The sequence below is a fragment of the Kribbella sp. NPDC006257 genome (assembly GCF_040613535.1).
In the GTDB taxonomy this organism is placed as follows: Bacteria; Actinomycetota; Actinomycetes; order Propionibacteriales; family Kribbellaceae; genus Kribbella.
Map to the genome: position 1 here is coordinate 53148 of NZ_JBEXSJ010000031.1, position 21264 is coordinate 74411.

Below are 21264 nucleotides of genomic sequence, written 5' to 3' on the forward strand. Positions count from 1 at the left end.
GCCATAGTCACCCGCTCACCAACTCCCCGACAACCCCAACCCGCGCGGCCGGTCAGCTCGCCGGCTCTCCGGGGTGTGCCTTCACAACCCGCTTGGGTGCGCGGACCCGCCAGGAGTCGGTGATGATCTCCCGCAGTTCACCGTCGTCGAGCTGGTCGAGCCAGGCGAAGACGGCGGCCGGGAAGGCCTTCGTGATCCAGTACGCGTCCGGTCTGCCCTGCACCAGCGCCTCCCGCGATTCGCCGCTCCAGAACTGCAGGATCTCACGTCCCTCGTCGTCCCACCGCAGCCGCGCGAACTGTTTCCCCGCGACGTCGTACGCCGGTGAGCCCTCGTGCGCCTTCCCCGCCGCCACCTCGGGCAACCCGAGCGCGACCCTTCCGACGTCGTCCCAAGTCGCCATCAGCCGATCCTTTCGTCCGCCAGAACTCCAGTCTGACCGCCTTTAAGGATCTCTGAAGGCTGCTTCGCACGATGGGTTCATGCGATCAACCTTCACGAAAGCAGCCGGCGTCGGCGTACTGGCCGCGTCCATCATCACGATCGGCACGGTCGCCTCGGCGGCTGCGCCTGAGCCGACGGTCAACGCGTGTGTCGGCAAGGTGACCGGCCTGGTCCGCATCATCGATCTGGCCAAGCACCAGTCCTGCACCAGCTTCGAGAAACCGCTCACCTGGAACCAACGAGGCCTTCCGGGACCAACCGGCGCCACTGGAGCGCAGGGTCCTGCCGGGGCGACGGGTCCCGCCGGACCTGCCGGAGCCACGGGTCCCGCCGGACCTGCTGGGCCCGCTGGGCCGACGGGGGCTCGCGGACCGGAGGGGCCGGCCGGTGGTGGCGACGTGCTGTGGGCGAAGGTGCAGACCCGCGATGCCGACAATGGGGGCTACGCCATCACTTTCGCTGCTCAGAAGCACGCCACCGCGGTCGGGTTCGGGGGCGAATTCATGCACTACCGGGTGGCGTTCGACCGGCCGGTGGACCAGTGTGCGGCCCAGGTGACCCCGCAAGGTAGCCAGGTGACGGGGCAGGTCACGTACTTCGGCCTGGCGGCGAACGAACTCGAGGTCGCGCTCTGGATCCCCAACTGGGACAGCGCGGTCCCCGGCGACTTCGTCATCACCGTCAACTGCTGACTTCCGAAAGCGTTGGCGGATGGCGGACCGCCAACACTCACTAACCGGGCGAGAGGCGCGGTCGCCACGCTCAGCGTGGGCGCGAAACCAGTCCGAGAGCGTCGAAGGTGAGTGTTGGCGGTCCGGTTGCTACCGCACCGCGGCGAGGGCGGCGGAGTCTTCGGCGCCGAAGGTGTCCTCGAGGTTTTCGGGGGAGTAGTCGAGGTCGATGCCGGCCACGTCGGCGCCGACCGCGGACTCGATCGCGCCGAGGCGGCGGGTGGCGCGGTCGCCGGCGTACGTCATCAAGGCGGTGGGGTCGATCTCGGGCGGGAGCTCGGGGGAGTTCTCCAGCGCCCACTGGATCTGGACCAGGGCGTGCGGGAGGAGTTCCTCCATCGTGTCGGTGACGACCTTCCAGTTCGACTCGTCCGCGGCGACGTGGCGGCGACAGGTGAAGGTGCCCCAGGCCATGTGGCGGCGTTCGTCGTCTCCGATCCGGCGGATCAGCTCCTGCATGCCGGGCAGGACGCCGCGGCCGGTGCACAACAGGTTCCACGAGTGGTAGCCGGTGAGCGCCAGAGTGCCTTCTACTACGTGGTTGTAGGTGACCGACGCCCGCACCTGGTTCGCCGGCGAAGGGTCATTGGCCAGCGACTTCAGAGCAACAGGAAGCGCTTCGTAGAAGATCGCCCGGTAGCCAGGGTTGTTCTCCACATAGCGATGCAGGTCCTCGGTGATGCCGACCGCGTCCAGCCACATCCGGAAGACCGCGGTGTGCTTGGCCTCCTCGAAGCAGAACTGCGTCAGGTACATCTCGTCGCCGAAGCGTCCCTCGGCCGCCATCGCCTGCAGGAACGGCTGCAGATCCTCGGTGACCGCTTCCTCACCGGCGATGAACTGTGCGCAGAGCATCAGCGCGTTGTCCCGCTCGTTATCGGTGAAGTTCTCCCAGTCCTTCGCGTCCTGGCTGAAGTCGATGTCGCGCGGATTCCAGAACTTGGCGTTGCCCTTGTCGAACAGCCGCAACGGCAACGCGTCCCAGTTCAGCCCACCCTCGGCCAACGAGCTGAAACCCTGCCGGTGAAGGGGATTCGTCATCACTACCTCCGGGAGCTACTGAGAAAGGGACCTAGCACCTTGGCGACTTGCGAGGCGACCACAGCAGGCGCCGCGCCGGGGTTGACGATGTGGCTCAGTACTACGCGCAACGCGATGTCCACGCAGGTCGTCACGTCATCGGCCGCAACCTCAGGCCAGTTCTCCCGGACATGCGCATCCAGCCGCTGATGGCTCAACTCGAGCACCTGCTGGCCGCGGGTGGTGAGGAGCTGACTGGCCTGGTCCGAGCCCGGAGCGCTCAAGGCGGCCTTCACGAGCGGATTGTCGGAGGCCAGCAGCAACGCCCGTTCGACCGCGGCCCGAAGCCCGTCGATGGGATCGGCGTGCTCGGCGAGGGCGGCGTTCACCAGCACCAGGAACCGCTCGGTCTCGCGCGCGGCGACTGCCTGCAGCACTCCCCACTTGTCGCCGAACTCGTTGTAGACCGTCTGCCGGGAAACTCCGGTCCGCCGCCCGACCTCGGCCATCCGCAACCCGTCGTACCCGCCGGCCACGATCGCGTCGTACGCGGCGTCGAGCAGTTCGTCGCGCAACCGCCGCTTGGTCCGCTCGGCGAAGGAGTCCATACCGGTTAGGGTTTACAAAAGCTGCCCTGATGTCAATAGACCGGACATCAGGGCCGCAGGTGTCAAGCGGCGGAGTAGTGGGTGGCGTCCCCGGTCCGCGGCGTACTGCGAACCCCGTCGATGCTCACCGGAACCTCCCCGGCGAGCGTGATCCGGTGCAGCCGGCGCGGCTGGTCGTCGTAGTCCGCGACCCCGTAATGCTGCGTCGCCCGGTTGTCCCAGATCGCCAGGTCGCCCGGCTGCCACTGCCAGCGCACGGTGTTGTCCAGGTTCGTCACGCGCGCCTGCAGCAACTGGAAGAGCTGCGCCGATTCCGAGGCACTCAACCCGACGAACCGGCGGACGAAATGCCCCAGCACCAGCGACCGCTCGCCGGTCTCCGGATGAATCCGTACGACGGGGTGCTCGGTCTCGAACAGTTGCGAGACGAACTGCTCGCGATGCGTCTGGACCTTCACGTCGACCCCGCCGATCCGGGTCTCGTCCTTGGCGCCCGCGTAGTCGTAGATGTTGCTGTGCACCGCCCAGAGCCGATCGACCAAGGCCTTCAAGGGCTCCGGCAACCCGGCGTACGCGGTGACCGTGTTCGCCCAGCTGGTCCCGCCCCCGTACGCCGGGAGGGTGACCGCCCTGAGCAGGCTGATCGCGGGCACCCGGTCGACGAACGTCACGTCGGTGTGCCAGCTGTTCGCCTTGCCGTAATCGGAGTCGATCGGCAGCACGTGTTCGTTGTTCTCCAGGGCATTCGAGGTCGGATGCGCGAGCGTCGGCGTACCGAGCAACCGGGCGAAGGCCAGCTGCCCGTCGTCGTCCAGGTGCTCCTGGCCGCGGAAGAAGATCACCTTGTGGACGAGCAGTGCCCGGCGGATCTGGGCGACCGTCTCTGGCGTGAGATCGCCGCCCAGTCGGACCCCGCCGACGACGGCGCCGAGCGCGCTGCCCACCTTGTCGACGGTGACGGTCTGCTGCTCAGCCTCGAGTTGTGTGGTCATGTCCGGCTCCCCTGTGGGTCGAGTGGTTAATATCTATATTCCTACTCAACTACTCGACTTAGGCGGCCGTCCGTCATGCGAGATGCCGGAGCGAGGACGTAGGGTTGGGGACGTGTCAACCGCCGATATCCAGTCATCCGCCCCTGTCGCCCATGACGTGCCGGAGCTCGTGGTCGGGTTCGATCTGGACATGACGCTGATCGATTCCCGGCCCGGGATCCAGGCCGTCTGGGACCTGCTGGCCGCGGAGACCGGCATCCCGATCGACACCGACCTGGTGGTCAGCCGGCTCGGTCCGCCGCTGACCTGGGAGATGGCGAACTGGTTCCCCGCGGACGAGGTCGACGCGATGGTCAAGCGGTACCGCGAGGTCTACCCGACGCACGCGATCACCGGAAGCGATCCGCTGCCGGGCGTCCCGGAGGCACTGGCCGCCGTACGGGCTCTGCGCGGTCGCACGATGGTCGTCTCCGCGAAGTATGCGCCGAGTGTGAAGCTGCACCTGGAGCACCTTGGGCTGGACGTCGATGAGCCGGTCGGTGACCTGCACGGTGCCGAGAAGGGCACTGCGCTGCGTGAGCACCACGCCACGATCTACGTCGGCGACCACACCGCCGACATCGACGGAGCCAGGGCTGCGGGAGCGGTCGCGGTGGGCGTCGCGACCGGGCCGTTCACCGCCGACGAGTTGCGCGCGTACGGCGCTGACGTCGTACTCAACGATCTGACCGAGTTCCCGGCCTGGCTGGACGCCTACGTGCTCGAGCAACGGCTGGAAGCGTTGATGGCCAGGCTTTCCGGGTACGAGAGCCTCGTGGTCGCGTTCTCCGGCGGCGCCGACTCGGCCTTCCTGCTGGCGGCCGCGGCGCGCGCGATCGGCCCGGCGAACGTGGTCGCGGCGACCGCGGTGTCGCCGAGCCTGCCGGTCGCCGAGCTCGAGCCGGCCGCGCGGTTCGCGGACACGCTCGGCGTACGGCATGTGACTCCGCACACGCACGAGATGGACCGCGAGGGGTATCAGGCCAACGCGGGGGACCGGTGCTACTTCTGCAAGGCGGAGCTGGTCGAGACGCTGCAGCCGATCGCGGACGAGTTCGGGATCGAGGCGATCGCCACCGGGACGAACGCCGACGACGCGATCGCCGGCTTCCGGCCGGGGATCCGGGCCGCCTTCGAGCGCGGGGCGATCACGCCGCTGCGCGATGCCCGGCTGACCAAGGCGCAGATCCGGGAGGCCTCGCGCAGCTGGGGGCTGGAGACGTCGGACAAGCCGGCCGCGGCGTGCCTGTCCAGCCGGATCGCGTACGGGATCCGGATCACCCCGAACCTGCTGGTCCGGGTCGACCGGGCCGAGCAGGCAGTGCGCGACCGGCTCACGCAGTACGGCGTACAGAACGTCCGGGTCCGCGACCTCGGGGAGTCGGCCTCGATCGAGATCGACGCGGAGCTGATCGGCCGGGTGGACCACGCGCCGCTGATCGAGGCGGTCCGGGCGCAGGGCTTCACCGCCGCCGCGGTCGACCCGCGCGGGTTCCGGTCCGGCTCGATGAACGAGCGGCTGGCCGACCCGGAGCGGTATCGCTAACATCGCCGCGCCGCTTTACGAGACCGGGTAGTGCGGAATCGTTGCCTCATCAGGTAGTTTCCCGGAGGCGCGGCCGCCCGGGTTCACGTACGCTGGGTAACCGGCCCGGGCAGCCTGTCCGGTCACCCCTCCGTCCTGTTCCGACGATTGACATCGAAGAGGTTCCCGTGCCTGTAGGCAAGGTCAAGTGGTATGACTCCGAGAAGGGGTTCGGCTTCCTCAGCAAGGAGGAGGGCGGGGATGTCTACGTCCGCGCGGAGGCGCTGCCGGCCGGAGTGACCAGCCTCAAGCCGGGGCAGAAGGTCGAGTTCGGCGTCGTCGAGGGGCGCAAGGGTGAGCAGGCGCTGCAGGTGCGGCTGATCGACCCGCCGCCGTCGGTGGCGAAGGCGATGCGGCCGAAGCCGGAAGAGATGCAGCTGGTGATCGAGGACCTGATCAAGCTCCTCGACAACATCGGCGAGGGCTACCGGCGCGGCCGGCACCCCGATCCCAAGGCCGCTCGTGGCGTTGCCGTCGTGTTGCGAGGAGTGGCCGACAAGCTCGACGTCTGATCCCCCGTACGACGTACGCCGCCGCCCGCCGCTTCTAGCGCGGGCGGCGGTCTTTGCCCGGGCCTGTCGCGGCCCGCAGCGCGCGGATGCGTAGGGCCCGGGTCAGGTCGCGGCGCTACGGTCGATCAGGGCCTGGATGCCGTCGAGGATCGCGGCCAGGCCGAACTCGAACTCGTCGGTGTCGCCGTCCTCGATCAGGCCCGCGGTCAGCGTCGTGGCAATCGTCGGGAACCGGTCCGGCGTGGCCAGCATCATCAGCCGCCGGCCGTAGAGCTGATCGTTCTGCTCCTTCGTCCGCTCGTCGGTGACGAACATGTCCGCGGTCAGCTGGGTCGCGCCGCGCACGAAGATGTTCACCAGCACCATCGACGACAGCCGGTCGTTCGGACTGAGTGGCGTCCCCTCGAACGACCGGAGCCCCGCCTCCATCCAGACCAGCTGCTTGGGGGACAGCGGCGGCTCGAACAGCGGCACCTGCAGAATCCAGGGATGCCGGTGGATGGCATCCCGGATCATCGTCGCCCAGTGCGTGATCCCGGCCCGCCAGTCCAGCTCCGGGTCGATCGGGTCCGGTAGCCCGAACGCCTCGTCGAGCATCACGGCGTACAGCTCGTCCTTGGAGTCGACGTACCGGTAGAGCGACATCGTGGTGAAGCCGACCTCGGCCGCCACCTTCGCCATCGAGACCGCGCCGAGTCCGGCCGCGTCGGCGAGCTTGACCGCGGCCCGGCCGATGTCGCTGATGTGCAGGGTCGGCTTCGGCCCCGGCCGGGCCGGTCCCTCGATGCCCCACATCAGCTGCAGCGCTCGCGGTAGCTCCACGGCCGTCTCGTCCATCATCGTGCTCCTCGATCGCGTCCGGAATTCTCTGGAGTCTATCTGTTTACATCATAGACAGATGCACGCTATGGTCTGCGTATGGCGCACACAGTGTGCGTCATACACAGATAGCTGGAGGGGTTCTCATGAGCACAACGGAGCGGGCAGGGCGGAAGGAATGGATCGCGCTCGGCGTACTCGCACTGCCGTTGCTGCTGGTCTCGATGGACGTGTCGGTGCTGTACTTCGCGGTCCCGTTCATCTCCTCGGACCTCGGTGTGTCGGCCACTCAGCAGCTGTGGATCTTCGACATCTACGGGTTCGTGCTGGCCGGTCTGCTGATCACGATGGGCTCGCTCGGCGACCGGATCGGCCGGCGCAAGCTGCTGATCTTCGGCGCGATCGCGTTCGGCCTCGCCTCGGTCGCGGCGGCGTACTCGCAGAGTCCTGAGCAGTTGATCGCCGCTCGCGCCGTACTGGGTATCGGCGGCGCGACCTTGATGCCGTCGACGCTGGCGCTGATCCGGAACATGTTCCACGACCCGGCGCAGCGGAGTAAGGCGATCGCGTTCTGGAGCGCGGTGATGATGGGCGGCATCTCGCTCGGGCCGGTGCTCGGTGGGTTCCTGCTCGAGCACTTCTGGTGGGGCTCGGTCTTCCTGATCAACACCCCGGCGATGATCCTGCTGCTCGTCCTGGCTCCGGTGCTGCTGCCCGAGTTCAAGGCGTCGGTCAAGGGACGGTTCGACCTGTTCAGCTCGGTGCTCTCGCTGGCGTCCGTGCTGCCGGTGATCTGGGGGATCAAGGAGCTCGCCGCGAACGGCGTCGAGACGCTGCCGATCGTGAGCATCGTGGTCGGTCTGCTCGTCGGCGTCGGTTTCATCCAGCGGCAGCGGACTGCTGAGCACCCGATGATCGAGCTGGGGATGTTCCGGAACCGGGCGTTCAGTGGAGCGCTCGCTGCGAACACGATCGGCACGCTGGCGCTGGTTGGCAACGCGGTCTTCATGACCCAGTACCTGCAGCTGGTGCTCGGGATGAGCCCGCTCAAGGCTGCGCTGTGGTCGCTGGTTCCCTCGGTTGCAGTTGGTGCTGCTGCTCCGGTCGGTACCGTGCTGGCTCAGAAGATCGACCGGGCCTACGTGCTGGGGATCGGGTTCGTTGTTGCGGCCGGCGGGTTCGGCGTACTGACTCAGATGCACGTCGATTCGTCGCTGGTGGTGCTGCTGGTCGGCGCCGGTCTGCTCGCGGCCGGTCTGGTGATGGTGATGTCGCTGGTGACCGAGGCGATCGTCGGCGCGGTGGCGCCGGAGCGAGCCGGTTCGGCGTCGGCGATCATGGAAACCTGCAGCGAGTTCGGTGGAGCGCTCGGTATCGCAATCCTTGGCAGCATCGGTACGGCGGCCTACCGCAGCGACCTGCACCTCCCGACCGGCCTCCCCGCGGAAGTCACCTCCGGCATCCGCGAGGGTCTCCCGGCCGCCAGCGGAATCGCCGCCCACCTCCCCACCCAACTCGGCACGGTCGTCCTGGACGCAGCCCGCGACTCCTTCAGCCACAGCATGAACGTAGTCGCCACCGTAGGCGCCATCCTCCTACTAGCCACCGCCGCAGCCGTCACCGTCCTCCTCCGAGGCGCCACCCACCCCACCTCAGAGCCCACCGAAGGGTCGACGGTGACCCAGGACAGCGCGGAGCTCCCCGGCGAGAGCGCAGAGCCGGCAGTTGCTCAGGGCAACGAGCCGATGGCCGCAGTCAGCTGATCAGCGAGGTGGCCGGCGGCCTGAGCCGGCTTCGGGGCCCGACCGGCGACGCCGGAAGGGCCCCGCCTTCCGTTCCAGCGTCGGCTCGACCGCCCACGGCTGCTCCTCCACCACCGTCTCGTCATCCTCCGCCTGCCCACTCCACCACCGCCCGACAGCCGGCTTTTTAGGCTGACTGCTTCGGTCGGGTTCTTCGGCTGAGGGGTGAGTGGGGCGGAGGTTCTGGGTGGGGGTTTGGTTGGGGTCGAGGTGGAGTTCGACGGTGGGTTCTGAGTAGCGGGGGTTGTTGGCTCGGGGGGCCCGGGTGCGGCGTTCGGCGATGGATTCGGGGTCGGTGGTGAGGATGGTTCGGGTGGTTCCGGTGGAGTCGGCCGGTGCGGGGGAGTGGGGGACCGGGCGGGTGTCGTGGTGGGGAGCGGGGTCTCGGGGAGCCGGGGGATGGGAGGGGCGACCGGGTGGGACGGGGGTTGGCTTGTGGCGGATGACCAGGAAAACGACGATCGCTAGGACGGCAGCGAGGAAGCCGAATCCGAGGCGGGGGATGAGCGGCAGCAGGATGCCGCAGCCGCCGCCGATCACCCAGGCGAGTTGCAGAACGGTTTCGGAACGTGCGAAGACCGACGTACGGACTGATTCGGGAACATCACGCTGGATCATCGCGTCAAGCGACAACTTGCCGAGCGAACTGCACAAGCCGGCGACCAGGCCGAGCGCGATCAGCAGCGGCAGGCCGTAGAACACCGCGACACAGATCGCCACGATCGCGTCGGCGAAAAGCACGACCAGGACGACGGCCTCCGGTTTACGGGCCTTGAGCAACGATCCGACCAGGGTGCCGAGGCTGTTGCCGATCCCGGCGGCCGCGATCACCGCACCGGCGGCGACCGCGCCCTTGACCCCGTCGATCGGACGATCGCGGAGCAGGAACGCGAGGTACATGGTCAGGAAGCCGGAGACGAACCGTAGCCCGAGGTTGCAACGGATACCGCGCGCGACTGCCGCGGTGATCGCCTTGCGGCGTGCGTCGCGACCCTCGGTGCCGGTCATCTCCTCGCCGGCGGGCGAGTCCACCCGGCTCGGCAGCCGGATCGCGAGGATGAGGCCGACGATGTAGACGAACGCTGCCCAGCGCAGTGACCACTGCGGTCCGATCGCGGCGAACGCGCCTGCGATCCCGGCGCCGACGGTGGCGCCGGCGAGACCTGCAAGCGAGATGCGCGAGTTGGCCGTTACCAGCGTGACGTCCTTGGGGAGCAGGCGCGGTACGGCGGATGCTCGGGTGACGCCGTAGGCCTTCGACGCGACAAGGCAGCCGAGTGCTGCCGGGTAGAGCCAGGCAGAGCTGCCGGAGATCGAGCCGGCCAGGCCCCAGACGAGGAAGGCGCGCAAGCCGAGGGTGGCGCCGATCGCCCAGCGCCGGCCGTGCCGGAACCGGTCGAGCACCGGGCCGATCAGCGGCGCCATCAACGCGAACGGCGCCATCGTCAGGAGAAGGAATAGAGCAACCCGGTCGCGAGCCTGCGAACTCGGTACGGCGAAGAACACCGTTCCCGCCAGCGACACCGCAAAAGCTGTATCGCCCGCCGCGTTGATCGCCCCGAGCTCAATCAGCCGAGACAGCCCCGACTCACTAGCGCCCTGAGCCCCCGTCAGCCCCCGGATCCTCCGCCCGGTCGCCTTCCCTACCCGCCCGGTGAACCCAGCAGTCTTCTTGGAAACCGCCGCAAACCCCACAGCCCCAACCTTCGAGGCATGCCCGATCTTCTTCCCAGCAGACCCGATCTTCTTCCCCGCCCCATCCAACCGCTCACCCGCACTCTTCTTCTCCCCCTCACCCCCCGGAGGACGCACTCCACCAGCGTTGCTCGGTGGGCGGGTGTCTGGGCTTTCCATGGAACCATCCTGCCTTGTGCTGGGGACACAGCGCAGGTGCGGCGCGGAAGTGTGTGGACAACCACCGGGTGGAGGGCGAGAGCCTGCCTGGGGACGAGGGTTCGGAGGAGGTCCGGCGGCGTGCGAGAATGACCGATTGTGACTCCCGTCAAGACTCCGGAAGCGGTCCGTGCCAAGCCCGACGCCATCTGCGTCGCGGCCGTCGAACCTGCCCGCGAGGCGGCGATCGTCGAAGCGGGCGCCGCCCAGGTCGGGGAGCACCTCGGTCATCTGGTCGAGGGTGAGCGCCTCGTCACGCACTACTTCGCCTCCACCCACCCGGGCTACCGGGGCTGGCGCTGGGCGGTGACACTGACCCGCGCGTCCCGTGCGAAGACGGTCACCGTCAACGAGGTCGTGATGCTGCCGGGCGACGAGGCGATCGTCGCGCCGGAGTGGGTGCCGTGGTCGGAGCGTGTCCAGCCGGGTGACCTTCGCCCCGGCGACCTGTTCCCGACGCTGCCCGACGACCCGCGGCTCGAGCCCGGCTTCACCGACACCGGCGCACCGGACGACGTACTGGCTGTTGTCGAGGAGCTCGGTCTGGGTCGCGAGCGCGTGCTGTCGCAGGAGGGCCGGGACGAAGCCGCGGACCGCTGGTACGCCGGAGACTTCGGTCCGGCGTCACCGATCGCGCAGGCGGTGCCGTACAAGTGCCACTCCTGTGGCTACTGGATCCGGCTGAACGACAGCCTCGGTCAAGCGTTCGGCGGTTGCACCAACGAGATGGCTCCTGGCGAAGGCCGGATCGTCTCCTACGACTACGGCTGTGGCGCGCATTCGGACGTCGTCATCGAGGCGCCGGATCACCCGTCGACGGAGCACGCGTTCGACACGACCGGCTATGACGAGCTTGCGATGGAGACGGTGGCGGACGCCGTACGGGAAGAGCTTGAAGAGGCTGACGCCGTTCAGGCTGAGGTCGAAGCAGCAGCCGAGCCCGACTCGGACGACGAGGTCCAGGCGACCGCGGCCGAGGCGCCCACCGCGGAGGTCCAGGCACCCGCGGAGGTCCAGGCACCCGCGGAGGTCCAGGCACCCGCGGAGGTCCAGGAAACGGCGGAGGTCCAGGAGACTGCGGTGGAGGACGAGACCGTGGTGGAGGACGACGAGTTCCCCATGCCGACGGCCGCGGAGATCGCTGCGGAAGCTTCCGCGAACTACTAGTCCTCTTGCTCTGAGCGATGGCCGGCCTGGATGGCGGCCCAGCGGCGACGGCAGTAGGCCAGCCCGATCCAGCCGAGCCCGAAGCCGGCGACGGTGACCCACAACCACCATTCGTCGCCGTCCTTCTTCAGCTCGGAGCGGAAGATCAGCACCACCACGAAGGCGACCGCCCAGGCGACGATCCCGAAGATCACGGTCGGGATCCCCGACAGGTCCAGCGGCTTCACATCGGCATGCATCAGCTCGCCCCGGGCCAGCTGACTGGTCGGGTCAGTTCTCTTCTTGGGAACCGATCCCTCATTCTCCTCTGCCACAAGCTCCACCTTAGTCCTGTTCAAAGGGAAGGAAGGAAAGCGGAGGGGAGGAGGGCTTAGTCCTACAACCTTTTCGTCAAGTTGCTCGCTACCGGTCGTCTGTACTGGCACCATTCGGGCATGAGTTCGTCAAAGGCAGCCACTGCCCGTCCCGGGGCAGGTCCGCTCGACACCTTCTTCAAGATCAGCGAGCGCGGTTCGACGCTCGGCCGCGAGGTCCGCGGTGGACTGGTCACGTTCTTCACGATGGCCTACATCGTCGTGCTGAACCCGCTCATCATCGGCACCGTCAAGGACGGCACCGGCCAGTACGTCGGGGGCGGTACCGACCCGGTCGCCGCGATCGCGAAGGTTGCCGTCGCCACCGCATTGGTCGCGGGCATCGTCACCATCCTGATGGGGGTGGTCGCGAACTTCCCACTGGCGCTGGCGACCGGCCTCGGCCTGAACGCGTTCGTCGCCTTCAGTATCGCGACCAAGATGACCTGGGCCGACGCGATGGGCCTGATCGTGATCGAGGGCATCATCATCTTGATCCTGGTGCTGACCGGTTTCCGGAAGGCTGTCTTCGAAGCGGTCCCGTTGCAGCTGAAGGTCGCGATCAGCGTCGGCATCGGCCTGTTCATCGCGTTCATCGGCGTTGTCGACGCAGGATTCGTACGCCGTCCTGCCGCGGCCGGCGGTCCGCCCGTCGAACTAGGTGTCGGCGGCAACCTTCGAGGCTGGCCGGTGCTGGTCTTCGTGGTCGGCCTGGTCCTCGTCATCGGTCTGTACGCGCGCAAGATCAAGGGCGCGATCCTGATCGGCATCCTGGCCGCGACCGTGCTGGCGATCGTCGTCGAGGCGATCTTCAAGGTCGGCGGCCGGACCGCCGACAACCCCGGCGGCTGGGGGCTGAGCGTTCCCAAGCTGCCGGACGACTGGTTCACCAAGCCCAACCTGGACACGATCGGCGAGTTCAACCTGTTCGGCTCGTTCGACAAGGTCGGCGTGGTCACGGCCCTGCTGCTGATCTTCACGCTGATGCTGGCGGACTTCTTCGACACCATGGGCACGATGACCGCGATCGGCGCCGAGGCCGGACTGCTCGACAAGGACGGTACGCCGCCGAACTCGCAGCGCATCCTGATCGTCGACAGCATCGCGGCCGCGGCCGGCGGAGCGGCGTCGGTGTCGAGCAACACGTCGTACATCGAATCCGCGTCGGGCGTCGGCGAAGGAGCCCGGACCGGGCTGGCGAGCGTGGTGACCGGGGTCTGCTTCCTGATCTCGATGGTGGTCGCGCCACTGGTCACGCTGGTGCCGTACGAGGCCGCCACGCCGGCCCTGGTGCTGGTCGGCTTCCTGATGATGACGCAGGTGAAGGGGATCGACTTCGACGATCTCGAGGTGGCGATCCCGGCCTTCCTGACCATCATCCTGATGCCGTTCACGTACTCGATCTCGGCCGGGATCGGGGCCGGCTTCGTCTCCTACACGCTGCTCAAGGTGGTCCGCGGCAAGGCCCGCCAGATCCACCCGCTGATGTGGGTCGTCTCGGCCCTGTTCGTCGTCTACTTCGCGATCGGCCCGCTGGGTGACTGGCTCACCTGACGGTGACAATAAGTGAAATGTTCTCCTGGTTTGTCCCGGAATCGGCCCGAAAGTTCCGCTCGGCGGGACCGTAGGGCGGACCGGTTCCGGGAAACCGATTACTGTGTGTTAGTTGTCTGCTAAATCAGCTGCCTTTTTCTTGGTCTCGAAGAAAGGGCTGGGTAGGGTCGGCGACGAGGTACGACTCGGGGGACGGGTCGCCCGCCGATACCCGGGGGTTCGGAGTGAGGCAGTCTGCGGTTGAGTTGGTAGAGCGTGATGCCCAGGTCCAGGAGTTGCTGGACATCGTCGAGGCGGCGCGGGGCGGGCAGAGTTCGACCGTTCTGCTGACCGGCGAGGCGGGCGTCGGCAAGACCAGTCTGATCCGCGAACTGACCGGCGCGATCGACCCCGGCGTACGGGTGCTGGCCGGTTCCTGCGACGACTTCCTCGCACCGCCGCCCCTGCAGCCCCTGCGCGACGCGTTCCGCCGTACTGCGGGTCCGCTCGAGCGGGCGCTGGCTGCCGACGATCCAAAGTCCGCGTTCGACGCGATCCTGGCCGAGTTCACCCGGCCGACCGTGCTGATCGTCGAGGACCTGCACTGGGCCGACGACGCGACTCTCGATCTCCTGAGGTACCTCGTCCGCCGGCTCGACCGGCTGACCGCGGCCGTCGTCGTCCTGACCTATCGCGAGGACTCGCTCGATCCTCGGCACCCGTTGCGGACCTGGCTCGGAGCGCTCACCGACGTCCGGCTGCACCGGATCGCGCTGCCGCCGCTGTCGCTGGAGGCGGTTCGGGCGATCGCCAACGGCACCGGACGCGACGCGGCCGAACTCTATGAGCTGACCGGCGGGAACCCGTTCTACCTGACCGAAGTGCTCGCGGCGCCGGCCGACACGATCCCCGCGACCGTGGTCGACGCGGTCCTGGCCAGGTTCCGGCGGCTCGACCCGGAGAGCCTGGCTGTGGTCGAGCAGCTGTCGGTCGTCCCGGCGCCGATTCCGGTGCAGTACATCGCCGAAGTGATCAAGTACCGGCTGAACGGGCTGACCCAGGCCGAGCAGGCGGGCGTCGTGGAGACCCACGGCGATGTCGTTGCCTTCCGCCACGAACTGACCCGGCGGGCGATCGAGCAGACCTTGCCGCCGGTGCATCGCCGGTTGCTGAACGCCCACATCCTGCAGCTGATGCTCCGCTGCGGCGACCAGCACAGGTTCCAGCTGGTCCATCACGCTCTCGAAGCCGGCGACATCGAGCTGCTCCTGGAACACGCGCCGCGAGCGGCCCAAGAGGCGAGCCGGGCCGGATCGCATCGCCAGGCCCTCGCCCACCTCGAAGCAGTCCTCCCGTACGCCGAACGGCTGGCCTTACCCGCGAGAGCCGCCCTGATCGACGCGCATGCCTGGGAGCTCCACATCGCCCACAAGTTCGCCGAGGCCGTCGAGGCCGGCTGCCGGGCGGTGGAACTGTTCGAGCAGCTCGGCGAATCGGTCGAGCTGGCCGAGTCGCTGATCCGGCAGGCCCGCTGCCTCTACATGGCAGGCGAGACCGACTGCTCGATCAAGACTGTGGACCGGGCGATCGAGGTTGCCGACGGCACCGGATCGACGTCGGTCCAGTCGGCCGCGAAGGCGAGCCGCGGGATGTTGCTGGTCCTCACCGGTTCGCCGAAGGACGCCGTACCGCTGCTGGAGGAGGCCCACGAGCTGGCGGTCGAGGCCGGCCGCACGGACATCGACGCGCTCTGCCACAACTACCTGGGGCTGGCCTGGTGCGACCTGGGTTCGCCGACCGGACTGCCTTCGCTGCGGACCAGCATCACGCTGGGCTTGACGACCGGCGACTACGAGGCCGTTGCCCGCGGCTACACCAACCTGGCCGAGATGCTCTACCGCCGGCGCGAGTGGGTGGAGCTGGAGGACTGTCTGCACCGCGGGCTCGAGTTCGTGCGCGAGCACGGGTTCGGTTCGCACGCCTACAACCTCGAGGTCCACGAGGCCTTGCTGGACCTGCGACGCGGCGAATGGCAGGCCGCCGAGCAGCGGTTGCGCCGGTTGCTCGACTCCGTCGACGACGAGGGCATGCTGTCGGTGATGAGCCGGGCCGCCCTCGGCAGGCTATTGGCCCGGCGCGGCGACCCGGAGGCGCGCGACCTCGTCGTACAGACCTGGGAACGGGCGCTGGAGCAACGGTCGCTGACCGGTCTTGCGTACGCCTCGGCTGCCTACTCGGAGTACGCGTGGCTGAACGATCGGCCGGACCTGGTGCTGTCGATCAAGCAGGAGCTCGCCCGGCTGGCCGGCGTACCGGCGATGACTGAGCTGCTCGAGAAGTTGCCGCGTGGCTGGGGCCGATCGGGTGACCCATATGAAGAGGCCCTGCGGCTGGTCGAGTCGGGGGAGACCGAGTCGATCCTGCAGGGGCTGCAGATCCTGGATCGGCTGGGCGCCGGGCCGGCGATGGCGCTGGCGCGACGGCGGTTGAAGGAGCTGGGGGTGGTGAGGATCCCGCGTGGCGTGCAGGCCCGGACCAGGCAGAACCCGGCCGGCCTGACCGAGCGGCAACTCGACGTACTGGTGCTGCTCGCGGACGGCATGACGAACCCGCAGATCGCCGCCGAACTGGTGCTCTCCGTCCGCACGGTCGACCGCCACGTGTCCGCCATCCTGGCCCGGCTGAACGCCCGGACCCGGCAGGAGGCCGCGGCGATGGCTCGCTCCCTCGACCTCCACCGGGTCCGCTCCGCCTAAGCCTGCAGCGGGTGATTTCCGGTGACCTTGACGCCGGCCTGGCGGGCGATCCGGTTCGTCGACTGGACGTCCTCGACCGACGCCACGTGGACGACGGCGGTGGGCTGCTGGGAGACCAGCAGGTTCCAGGCGGAGCGCTCATCTTTCGCGGCAGGCCTACCTACTTCAGTTGCGGGTCTCCTCGAGTACCTCGGCGCGGAGTGCGAGGTACCGGATCCGGTCGGTGAACAACTCCCGGAGTTCCGCGCTGATGGCGTCCAGGAATTCGGCGCGATAGGTGGCGTCCGTCATCAGCGAGATCGAGTAGTAGAGGCCGGTGAAGACGGCGATGCCGGAGGCAACCTTCACCAGGGTCGCGCTGAGCAGCAGCGGGTGGTCCAGCAGGACGAACTGGTGCGACCAGCTGCCGGGGCTGATTCCCCACAGCTCGTAGACATGCCGGCTGATCGCGAGCAGACCGAAGGCGACGAAGAACAGGCCGACGCCGCTGCTCACCACCAGGACCTGCATCCACTGCCGGATCATCAGGCTGATGCTGAGGTTCAGCCGCTGGATCTTTCGCAGTGGCGGTTCGGATTTGGCGTCCCGCTCGATCCGGTCGAGTTCCTGCGGCAGCCGGAGGATCAGGAACAGGTTGCTGATCAGCGCGAAGGCGATCGCGACGAAGCCGATGAAGGCGGCCGGCATACCGGCGAAGACCTGCCACATGTCGGCCGTCATGAACAGCACCAGGGAGAACACGAGCAGGAGCGGCAGAGCCCGGACCAGGCTGGCGACCGAGCCGGCCAGCTCGGTGCCGAGCCGCAGCAGACCGCCGATCGTCGTACCGATCAGGCCGTAGCCGACCACGGCGTACACCAGGCCGATCAGCAACAAGTTGCCCGCGGCAACGCCGAGGAACTGGCGGAACTGGAACTCCGAGAGCACCGGCAGCAGTGCGGGAAGCAGGACGAAGGTGGCGAGCTCGGGGATGCCGAAGCGGGTCGGCAGCGACCAGAACGGGCGGCCGCGGAGCTTGTTGAGGAGCGCGAAGCCGGCGATCAGGACGGCCAGGCCCCCGAGAACCGCGAGCAGGTTCACCCAGAACGGCCACTTGAAGGAGGTCGCGCCGAGCATCTCGGCGAGGAACACCAACCCGAGCAGCGGGGTGGCGCGGGTGAAGATGTCGTGCGTCGGCGAGAAGTCCTCGATGAACAACGGCAACCCCGCCCGCCGGAACCGCTGCTCGTACCGCGCCAACTCCGCAGGTGTCCCCATGCCGCAGAACCTTAGCGCCCCACCCCGGTGAGCGGCGTACCACTTGGTGGAATGAGTGGTAAATATTTTTTGTTAGCAAAGGTAATGAGTTATGCTAACGATATGCCCGAGGTAGTTGCCCAGCAGGTGAAGAGCGACGTCGGCCTGGCCACCGCGCTCAGGTCGTCGACGCTCCGGTTGTCGCGCCAGCTGCGGCGGCAGCGGGTGGACGGCGCGGACCTGACCGCCAACCAGCTCGGCGTGCTGGGTGCGCTCGGCAAGCACGACGCGATGACGATCGGCGAGCTGGCCGCCCACGAGCAGGTCAAGCCGCCGTCGATGACGCGGATCGTGTCGAACATGGAGGAGGCGGGCCTGGTCGTCCGCCGCCCGCACGACACCGACAAGCGCCAGATCGTGGTCGAGCTGACCGCGAGCGCACACGCCCTGTTGCAGGCCAACCGGCGGCGCCGCGACGAGTGGCTGCAGACCAAGCTGAAGAAACTGACCCCTGAGGAGCGCGACATCCTGCGCAAGGCAGCACCTGTTCTCGAGCGGCTGGCGGCCAGATGAGCCCGACCTTCCGCGCCTTCAAAGTTCGCAACTTCCGGCTCTACGCCTCCGGTGCGATCGTGTCGAACGTCGGCACCTGGATGCAGCGGGTCGCCCAGGACTGGCTGGTCCTCGAGCTGACCCATTCCGGCACCGCGCTGGGGATCGTCACCGGTCTCCAGTTCCTCCCTGCCCTGTTGATCTCGCCGTACGCCGGTCTGATCGCCGACCGCTTCCCCAAGCGCAAGGTGCTGACCATCACCCAGGTCGCGATGGGCACGATCGCGCTGATCCTGGGCACGATGACCGTCACCGGCATCGTCCAGACCTGGCACGTCTACGCGCTGGCCTTCCTGTTCGGCATCGGCACCGCGTTCGACGCCCCGACCCGGCAGGCGTTCGTGGTCGAGATGGTCGGCAAGGACGAGCTGTCCAACGCCGTCGGCCTGAACTCGGCCTCCTTCAACGCCGCCCGGCTGATCGGCCCCGGCCTGGCCGGCCTGCTGATCCACTGGATCGGGACCGGACCGGTCATCATCATCAACGGCTTCAGCTACGCCGCGGTGATCCTGTCGCTGCACCTGATGCGCACCAATGAGTTGCACACGCCCAAGGTGGCGGCCCGCGAGAAGGGCATGATCCGGGACGGGATGCGGTACCTGTGGCGCCGCCCCGACCTGATGATGGTGCTCGTCGCGGTGTTCTTCGCCGGCACCTTCGGGCTGAACTTCCAGATGACGTCCGCGCTGATGGCGACCCAGGCGTTCCACAAGGGCGCGGGGGAGTACGGCATCCTCGGCTCGATCCTGGCGATCGGCTCGCTGGCCGGCGCCCTGCTGGCGGCCCGCCGGGTCCGCACCCGGGCCCGACTGGTGATCGGGGCCGCCCTCGCCTTCGGCGGCATGGTGATCGTCAGCGGTTTGATGCCGACGTACCTGTCCTTCGCCGTGGTGCTCCCGCTGGTCGGGTTCACCGCACTGACGATGCTGACCGCGGCGAACGCCACGATGCAGCTGGGGATCGAGCCGACCATGCGCGGCCGGGTGATGGCCCTCTACATGACGGTCCTGATGGGCGGTACGCCGATCGGCTCGCCGTTCATCGGCTGGGTCGGCCAGGAGTTCGGCGCCCGGTTCTCGCTGATCGTCGGCGGCAGCCTGACCATCCTCGGGACGACAGCCTCGGTGCTCTACTTCTCCCGCCGCCGCGGCCTCGCGATCCGCCCCCACCTGCTGCCCCGCCCCCGGCTGGAGATCCTCACCCCCACCACCGACCTCCTCGGCGAGAAGGCGACCCTCACCGACGCCCCGGCCAAGAAGGCCCAGGTCGCGTAAGCGAGGATGACCCTCGGCCCACCTTCGGTATGTAGACTCTACAAATAGTAAGTAGACTCTATGTATCGGGGTGCGCGGATGTTGGATGCTGAAGATCTCGAATCCCTGGTGGAGGAGCTTCGGGAGATCGGTAGCGACTTCGCCTCCGTCGAGGTCAAAGCAAGTCAGCGCGGGCTTCCTCGGAGTGTGCGAGAGACGCTCAGTGCATTCAGCAACGGCCATGGCGGACTGCTCATCCTCGGACTGGCCGAAGAGGACGGGTTCGGTCCGGTGGCCGATTTCGATGCCGCCAAAATTCGCGACGACCTCGCTTCCTGCTGCAGTGACGAACTGACGCCACCGGTTCGCGCTGACATCGAGATCATGCGGGTTCAGGGTGCCTATGTCGTGGTGGCGGACGTCCCTGAGATGGATGGACGACTGAAGCCTTGTTACGTGACAACTCGCGGTCTGGCGACCGGGTCTTACCTGCGTGGCGGTGATGGGGACCGCCGGCTGACGCAGTACGAGATCCAGCAACTGTTCGCCAATCGCGGTCAGCCACTCGAGGACGACGAGATCGTGGCGGACGCGACCCTCGGTGATCTGGATCGCGACGCAGTGACTCTGCTGCTGAGTCGTGTCCGGCGCAATCAACCACGGGTGTTCGCTGCCGTCCCGGACGCGGATGCGCTGCTTCGCCTCCACGTGGTGAGGCTTGATGACGAAGGTTCACCACGTCCAACCTTGGCCGGTCTGCTCGCGCTGGGGTCCTACCCGCAGCAGTTCTTCGCCCAATTGGCGATCAGCGTTGTCGTGGTCCCGGGTACGAGAATGGACCAGGTTGACGACGGCGGTCGCCGGTTCATCGACAACCGCACCATCGAAGGTTCCATCCCGTCGATGGTCGAGGAGGCGTTGTCCGCTCTTCGATCCAACATGGCTCACCGGTCGGTTGTGGACGGCGTCGGCCGCCTGGACGTGCCGGAGTATCCCACGGAGGCGCTCCGGGAGGCGATAGTGAACGCCTTGATGCACCGTGACTACAGCCCCGTCGGGCGGGCCACACAGGTTCAGATCGAGATGTACGCCGATCGCTTGGTCATCCGCAACCCAGGCGGACTGTTCGGCACCGTCACCGAGGAGGAACTCGGCCTGGATGGGATGACGTCGAATCGGAACAGCAGGCTCTCGCGTCTCCTGCAGGATGTCGTCGTACCGGGTACCGATCGGGTTGTCTGTGAGAACCGCGGTAGTGGCATCCCGACGATGATCGCTCAGTTGCGCAGGGCTGGAATGGATCCGCCGGAATTCCGGCCGACTCTGTCGTCCTTCGAACTGACGTTGCCGCGGGCAACCGTTCTGGACGAGGAGACGGTGAACTGGCTCAGCGGACTGCGGGCGCCGGGGCTCGGACATGAACAGCGGGTCGCGCTGGCCCTGATGCGCCAGGGGCATGAGGTCACGAACGCCACACTTCGGCGGTTAGGACTGGAGAGACATGAAGCGACGACGGCGTTGCGCGACCTGGTCGACCGCGGCCTGGTGTTTTCCACCGGCGGCCGGAAATACGCAAGGTATGCGCTGCGCCAGAACCTCACCGAAGGTGATCGGTCGCTCTTCGATGATCTGCTGGACGATGTCCCTGCTCCCGCACCGGGCCAGAGCCGGGCCGGCCGGCCGAGCCGGAGCGCAGAGATTCAGCAGCTGTTCGCCGATGGCCAGACGCTGACCGCTCATCAGGTCGCAGAGGCGACCGGACTTGGTCGTGCCATGGTGCGGCGGTATCTGGCGCAGCTCGTCGAAGCGGGGCGGCTTGTCGCTACTGCGCAGACGACCGACCGGAAACGTGCGTACCGCCGAGCCGGACGCTGAGGCGGTAAGGGCCCAGATCATGGCCGGTGGTGGG

General features: G+C 67.7%; 18 protein-coding genes. 10 read left to right on the top strand and 8 right to left on the bottom strand.

Going from position 1 to position 21264, the window contains the following annotated elements:
- Positions 1 to 52: 52 nt before the first annotated feature.
- Positions 53 to 403, bottom strand: coding sequence for an MmcQ/YjbR family DNA-binding protein (locus ABZ004_RS30315; RefSeq protein WP_355684495.1), 351 nt, complete (start codon positions 401 to 403; stop codon positions 53 to 55).
- 79 nt (positions 404 to 482) lie between these two features.
- Between ABZ004_RS30315 and ABZ004_RS30320 the strand changes: the two genes are divergently transcribed.
- Complete coding sequence (locus ABZ004_RS30320) at positions 483 to 1136, top strand: hypothetical protein (protein WP_355684496.1); 654 nt, start codon at positions 483 to 485, stop codon at positions 1134 to 1136.
- Positions 1137 to 1265: 129 nt separating this feature from the next.
- On the opposite strand, the gene ABZ004_RS30325 is transcribed toward ABZ004_RS30320, so the two are convergent.
- The 3 genes from ABZ004_RS30325 to ABZ004_RS30335 form a co-directional block, all read right to left on the bottom strand.
- Complete coding sequence (locus ABZ004_RS30325; protein ID WP_355684497.1) at positions 1266 to 2216, bottom strand: R2-like ligand-binding oxidase; 951 nt, start codon at positions 2214 to 2216, stop codon at positions 1266 to 1268.
- Between the two features lie 2 nt (positions 2217 to 2218).
- On the bottom strand, positions 2219 to 2803 hold the full coding sequence (locus ABZ004_RS30330) for a TetR family transcriptional regulator (RefSeq protein WP_355684498.1): 585 nt from the start codon (positions 2801 to 2803) through the stop codon (positions 2219 to 2221).
- A 62-nt stretch (positions 2804 to 2865) separates the two neighbouring features.
- On the bottom strand, positions 2866 to 3795 hold the full coding sequence (locus ABZ004_RS30335; protein ID WP_355684499.1) for a TauD/TfdA family dioxygenase: 930 nt from the start codon (positions 3793 to 3795) through the stop codon (positions 2866 to 2868).
- A gap of 112 nt (positions 3796 to 3907) precedes the next feature.
- Between ABZ004_RS30335 and larE the strand changes: the two genes are divergently transcribed.
- Positions 3908 to 5380, top strand: coding sequence for an ATP-dependent sacrificial sulfur transferase LarE (gene larE, locus ABZ004_RS30340; protein WP_355684500.1), 1473 nt, complete (start codon positions 3908 to 3910; stop codon positions 5378 to 5380).
- Between the two features lie 167 nt (positions 5381 to 5547).
- Positions 5548 to 5931 carry a cold-shock protein gene (locus tag ABZ004_RS30345; RefSeq protein WP_355684501.1) on the top strand — a complete coding sequence of 128 codons (384 nt, stop codon included), beginning with the start codon at positions 5548 to 5550 and terminating at the stop codon, positions 5929 to 5931.
- A 102-nt stretch (positions 5932 to 6033) separates the two neighbouring features.
- Here ABZ004_RS30345 and ABZ004_RS30350 read toward each other — a convergent pair whose 3' ends face one another.
- The gene (locus ABZ004_RS30350) at positions 6034 to 6768 is read right to left on the bottom strand and encodes a TetR/AcrR family transcriptional regulator (RefSeq protein WP_355684502.1); all 735 of its coding nucleotides are present in this window, start codon (positions 6766 to 6768) and stop codon (positions 6034 to 6036) included.
- 128 nt (positions 6769 to 6896) lie between these two features.
- Between ABZ004_RS30350 and ABZ004_RS30355 the strand changes: the two genes are divergently transcribed.
- A complete protein-coding gene (locus ABZ004_RS30355) occupies positions 6897 to 8513 on the top strand; it encodes an MFS transporter (RefSeq protein ID WP_355684503.1) in 1617 nt (538 codons plus the stop codon).
- On the opposite strand, the gene ABZ004_RS30360 is transcribed toward ABZ004_RS30355, so the two are convergent.
- Entirely contained in the window at positions 8514 to 10364 is a 1851-nt protein-coding gene (locus ABZ004_RS30360; RefSeq protein ID WP_355684504.1) for an MFS transporter, read from the bottom strand. It lies immediately after the preceding gene.
- Positions 10365 to 10544: 180 nt separating this feature from the next.
- Here ABZ004_RS30360 and ABZ004_RS30365 point away from each other — a divergent pair, with 180 nt between their 5' ends.
- Positions 10545 to 11612 carry a DUF3027 domain-containing protein gene (locus tag ABZ004_RS30365; RefSeq protein ID WP_355684505.1) on the top strand — a complete coding sequence of 356 codons (1068 nt, stop codon included), beginning with the start codon at positions 10545 to 10547 and terminating at the stop codon, positions 11610 to 11612.
- On the opposite strand, the gene ABZ004_RS30370 is transcribed toward ABZ004_RS30365, so the two are convergent.
- Complete coding sequence (locus tag ABZ004_RS30370) at positions 11609 to 11926, bottom strand: DUF2530 domain-containing protein (protein ID WP_355684506.1); 318 nt, start codon at positions 11924 to 11926, stop codon at positions 11609 to 11611. The genes ABZ004_RS30365 and ABZ004_RS30370 overlap by 4 nt on opposite strands.
- A 120-nt stretch (positions 11927 to 12046) precedes the next feature.
- On the opposite strand from ABZ004_RS30370, the gene ABZ004_RS30375 reads away from it, so the two are divergent.
- Together ABZ004_RS30375 and ABZ004_RS30380 are read left to right on the top strand one after the other, a co-directional pair.
- Positions 12047 to 13519 (top strand): NCS2 family permease, encoded by a 1473-nt coding sequence (locus ABZ004_RS30375; RefSeq protein WP_355684507.1) that lies wholly within the window; start codon positions 12047 to 12049, stop codon positions 13517 to 13519.
- Positions 13520 to 13743: 224 nt separating this feature from the next.
- Positions 13744 to 16254, top strand: a complete 2511-nt coding sequence (locus ABZ004_RS30380) for an AAA family ATPase (RefSeq protein ID WP_355684508.1) — start codon at positions 13744 to 13746, stop codon at positions 16252 to 16254.
- A 165-nt stretch (positions 16255 to 16419) separates the two neighbouring features.
- Here the strand turns inward: ABZ004_RS30380 and ABZ004_RS30385 are convergent, their stop codons facing one another.
- On the bottom strand, positions 16420 to 17511 hold the full coding sequence (locus ABZ004_RS30385; RefSeq protein WP_355684509.1) for a hypothetical protein: 1092 nt from the start codon (positions 17509 to 17511) through the stop codon (positions 16420 to 16422).
- 102 nt (positions 17512 to 17613) lie between these two features.
- Here ABZ004_RS30385 and ABZ004_RS30390 point away from each other — a divergent pair, with 102 nt between their 5' ends.
- From ABZ004_RS30390 to ABZ004_RS30400, 3 genes are all read left to right on the top strand, one after another.
- On the top strand, positions 17614 to 18063 hold the full coding sequence (locus ABZ004_RS30390) for a MarR family transcriptional regulator (protein WP_355684510.1): 450 nt from the start codon (positions 17614 to 17616) through the stop codon (positions 18061 to 18063).
- A complete protein-coding gene (locus ABZ004_RS30395; RefSeq protein ID WP_355684511.1) occupies positions 18060 to 19376 on the top strand; it encodes an MFS transporter in 1317 nt (438 codons plus the stop codon). Before ABZ004_RS30390 ends, ABZ004_RS30395 begins: the two co-directional genes overlap by 4 nt.
- 78 nt (positions 19377 to 19454) lie before the next feature.
- A complete protein-coding gene (locus ABZ004_RS30400; RefSeq protein WP_355684512.1) occupies positions 19455 to 21230 on the top strand; it encodes an ATP-binding protein in 1776 nt (591 codons plus the stop codon).
- The last annotated feature ends 34 nt before the right edge of the window (positions 21231 to 21264 follow it).

What these genes read in the sequence shown, in the direction of transcription:
- ABZ004_RS30315 (WP_355684495.1), bottom strand. Translation starts at nt 403, where the DNA reads ATGGCGACTTGGGACGACGTCGGAAGGGTCGCGCTCGGGTTGCCCGAG.
- ABZ004_RS30320 (WP_355684496.1), top strand. Translation starts at nt 483, where the DNA reads ATGCGATCAACCTTCACGAAAGCAGCCGGCGTCGGCGTACTGGCCGCG.
- ABZ004_RS30325 (WP_355684497.1), bottom strand. Translation starts at nt 2,216, where the DNA reads ATGACGAATCCCCTTCACCGGCAGGGTTTCAGCTCGTTGGCCGAGGGT.
- ABZ004_RS30330 (WP_355684498.1), bottom strand. Translation starts at nt 2,803, where the DNA reads ATGGACTCCTTCGCCGAGCGGACCAAGCGGCGGTTGCGCGACGAACTG.
- ABZ004_RS30335 (WP_355684499.1), bottom strand. Translation starts at nt 3,795, where the DNA reads ATGACCACACAACTCGAGGCTGAGCAGCAGACCGTCACCGTCGACAAG.
- ABZ004_RS30350 (WP_355684502.1), bottom strand. Translation starts at nt 6,768, where the DNA reads ATGGACGAGACGGCCGTGGAGCTACCGCGAGCGCTGCAGCTGATGTGG.
- ABZ004_RS30355 (WP_355684503.1), top strand. Translation starts at nt 6,897, where the DNA reads ATGAGCACAACGGAGCGGGCAGGGCGGAAGGAATGGATCGCGCTCGGC.
- ABZ004_RS30375 (WP_355684507.1), top strand. Translation starts at nt 12,047, where the DNA reads ATGAGTTCGTCAAAGGCAGCCACTGCCCGTCCCGGGGCAGGTCCGCTC.
- ABZ004_RS30385 (WP_355684509.1), bottom strand. Translation starts at nt 17,511, where the DNA reads ATGGGGACACCTGCGGAGTTGGCGCGGTACGAGCAGCGGTTCCGGCGG.
- ABZ004_RS30390 (WP_355684510.1), top strand. Translation starts at nt 17,614, where the DNA reads ATGCCCGAGGTAGTTGCCCAGCAGGTGAAGAGCGACGTCGGCCTGGCC.
- ABZ004_RS30395 (WP_355684511.1), top strand. Translation starts at nt 18,060, where the DNA reads ATGAGCCCGACCTTCCGCGCCTTCAAAGTTCGCAACTTCCGGCTCTAC.
- ABZ004_RS30400 (WP_355684512.1), top strand. Translation starts at nt 19,455, where the DNA reads ATGTTGGATGCTGAAGATCTCGAATCCCTGGTGGAGGAGCTTCGGGAG.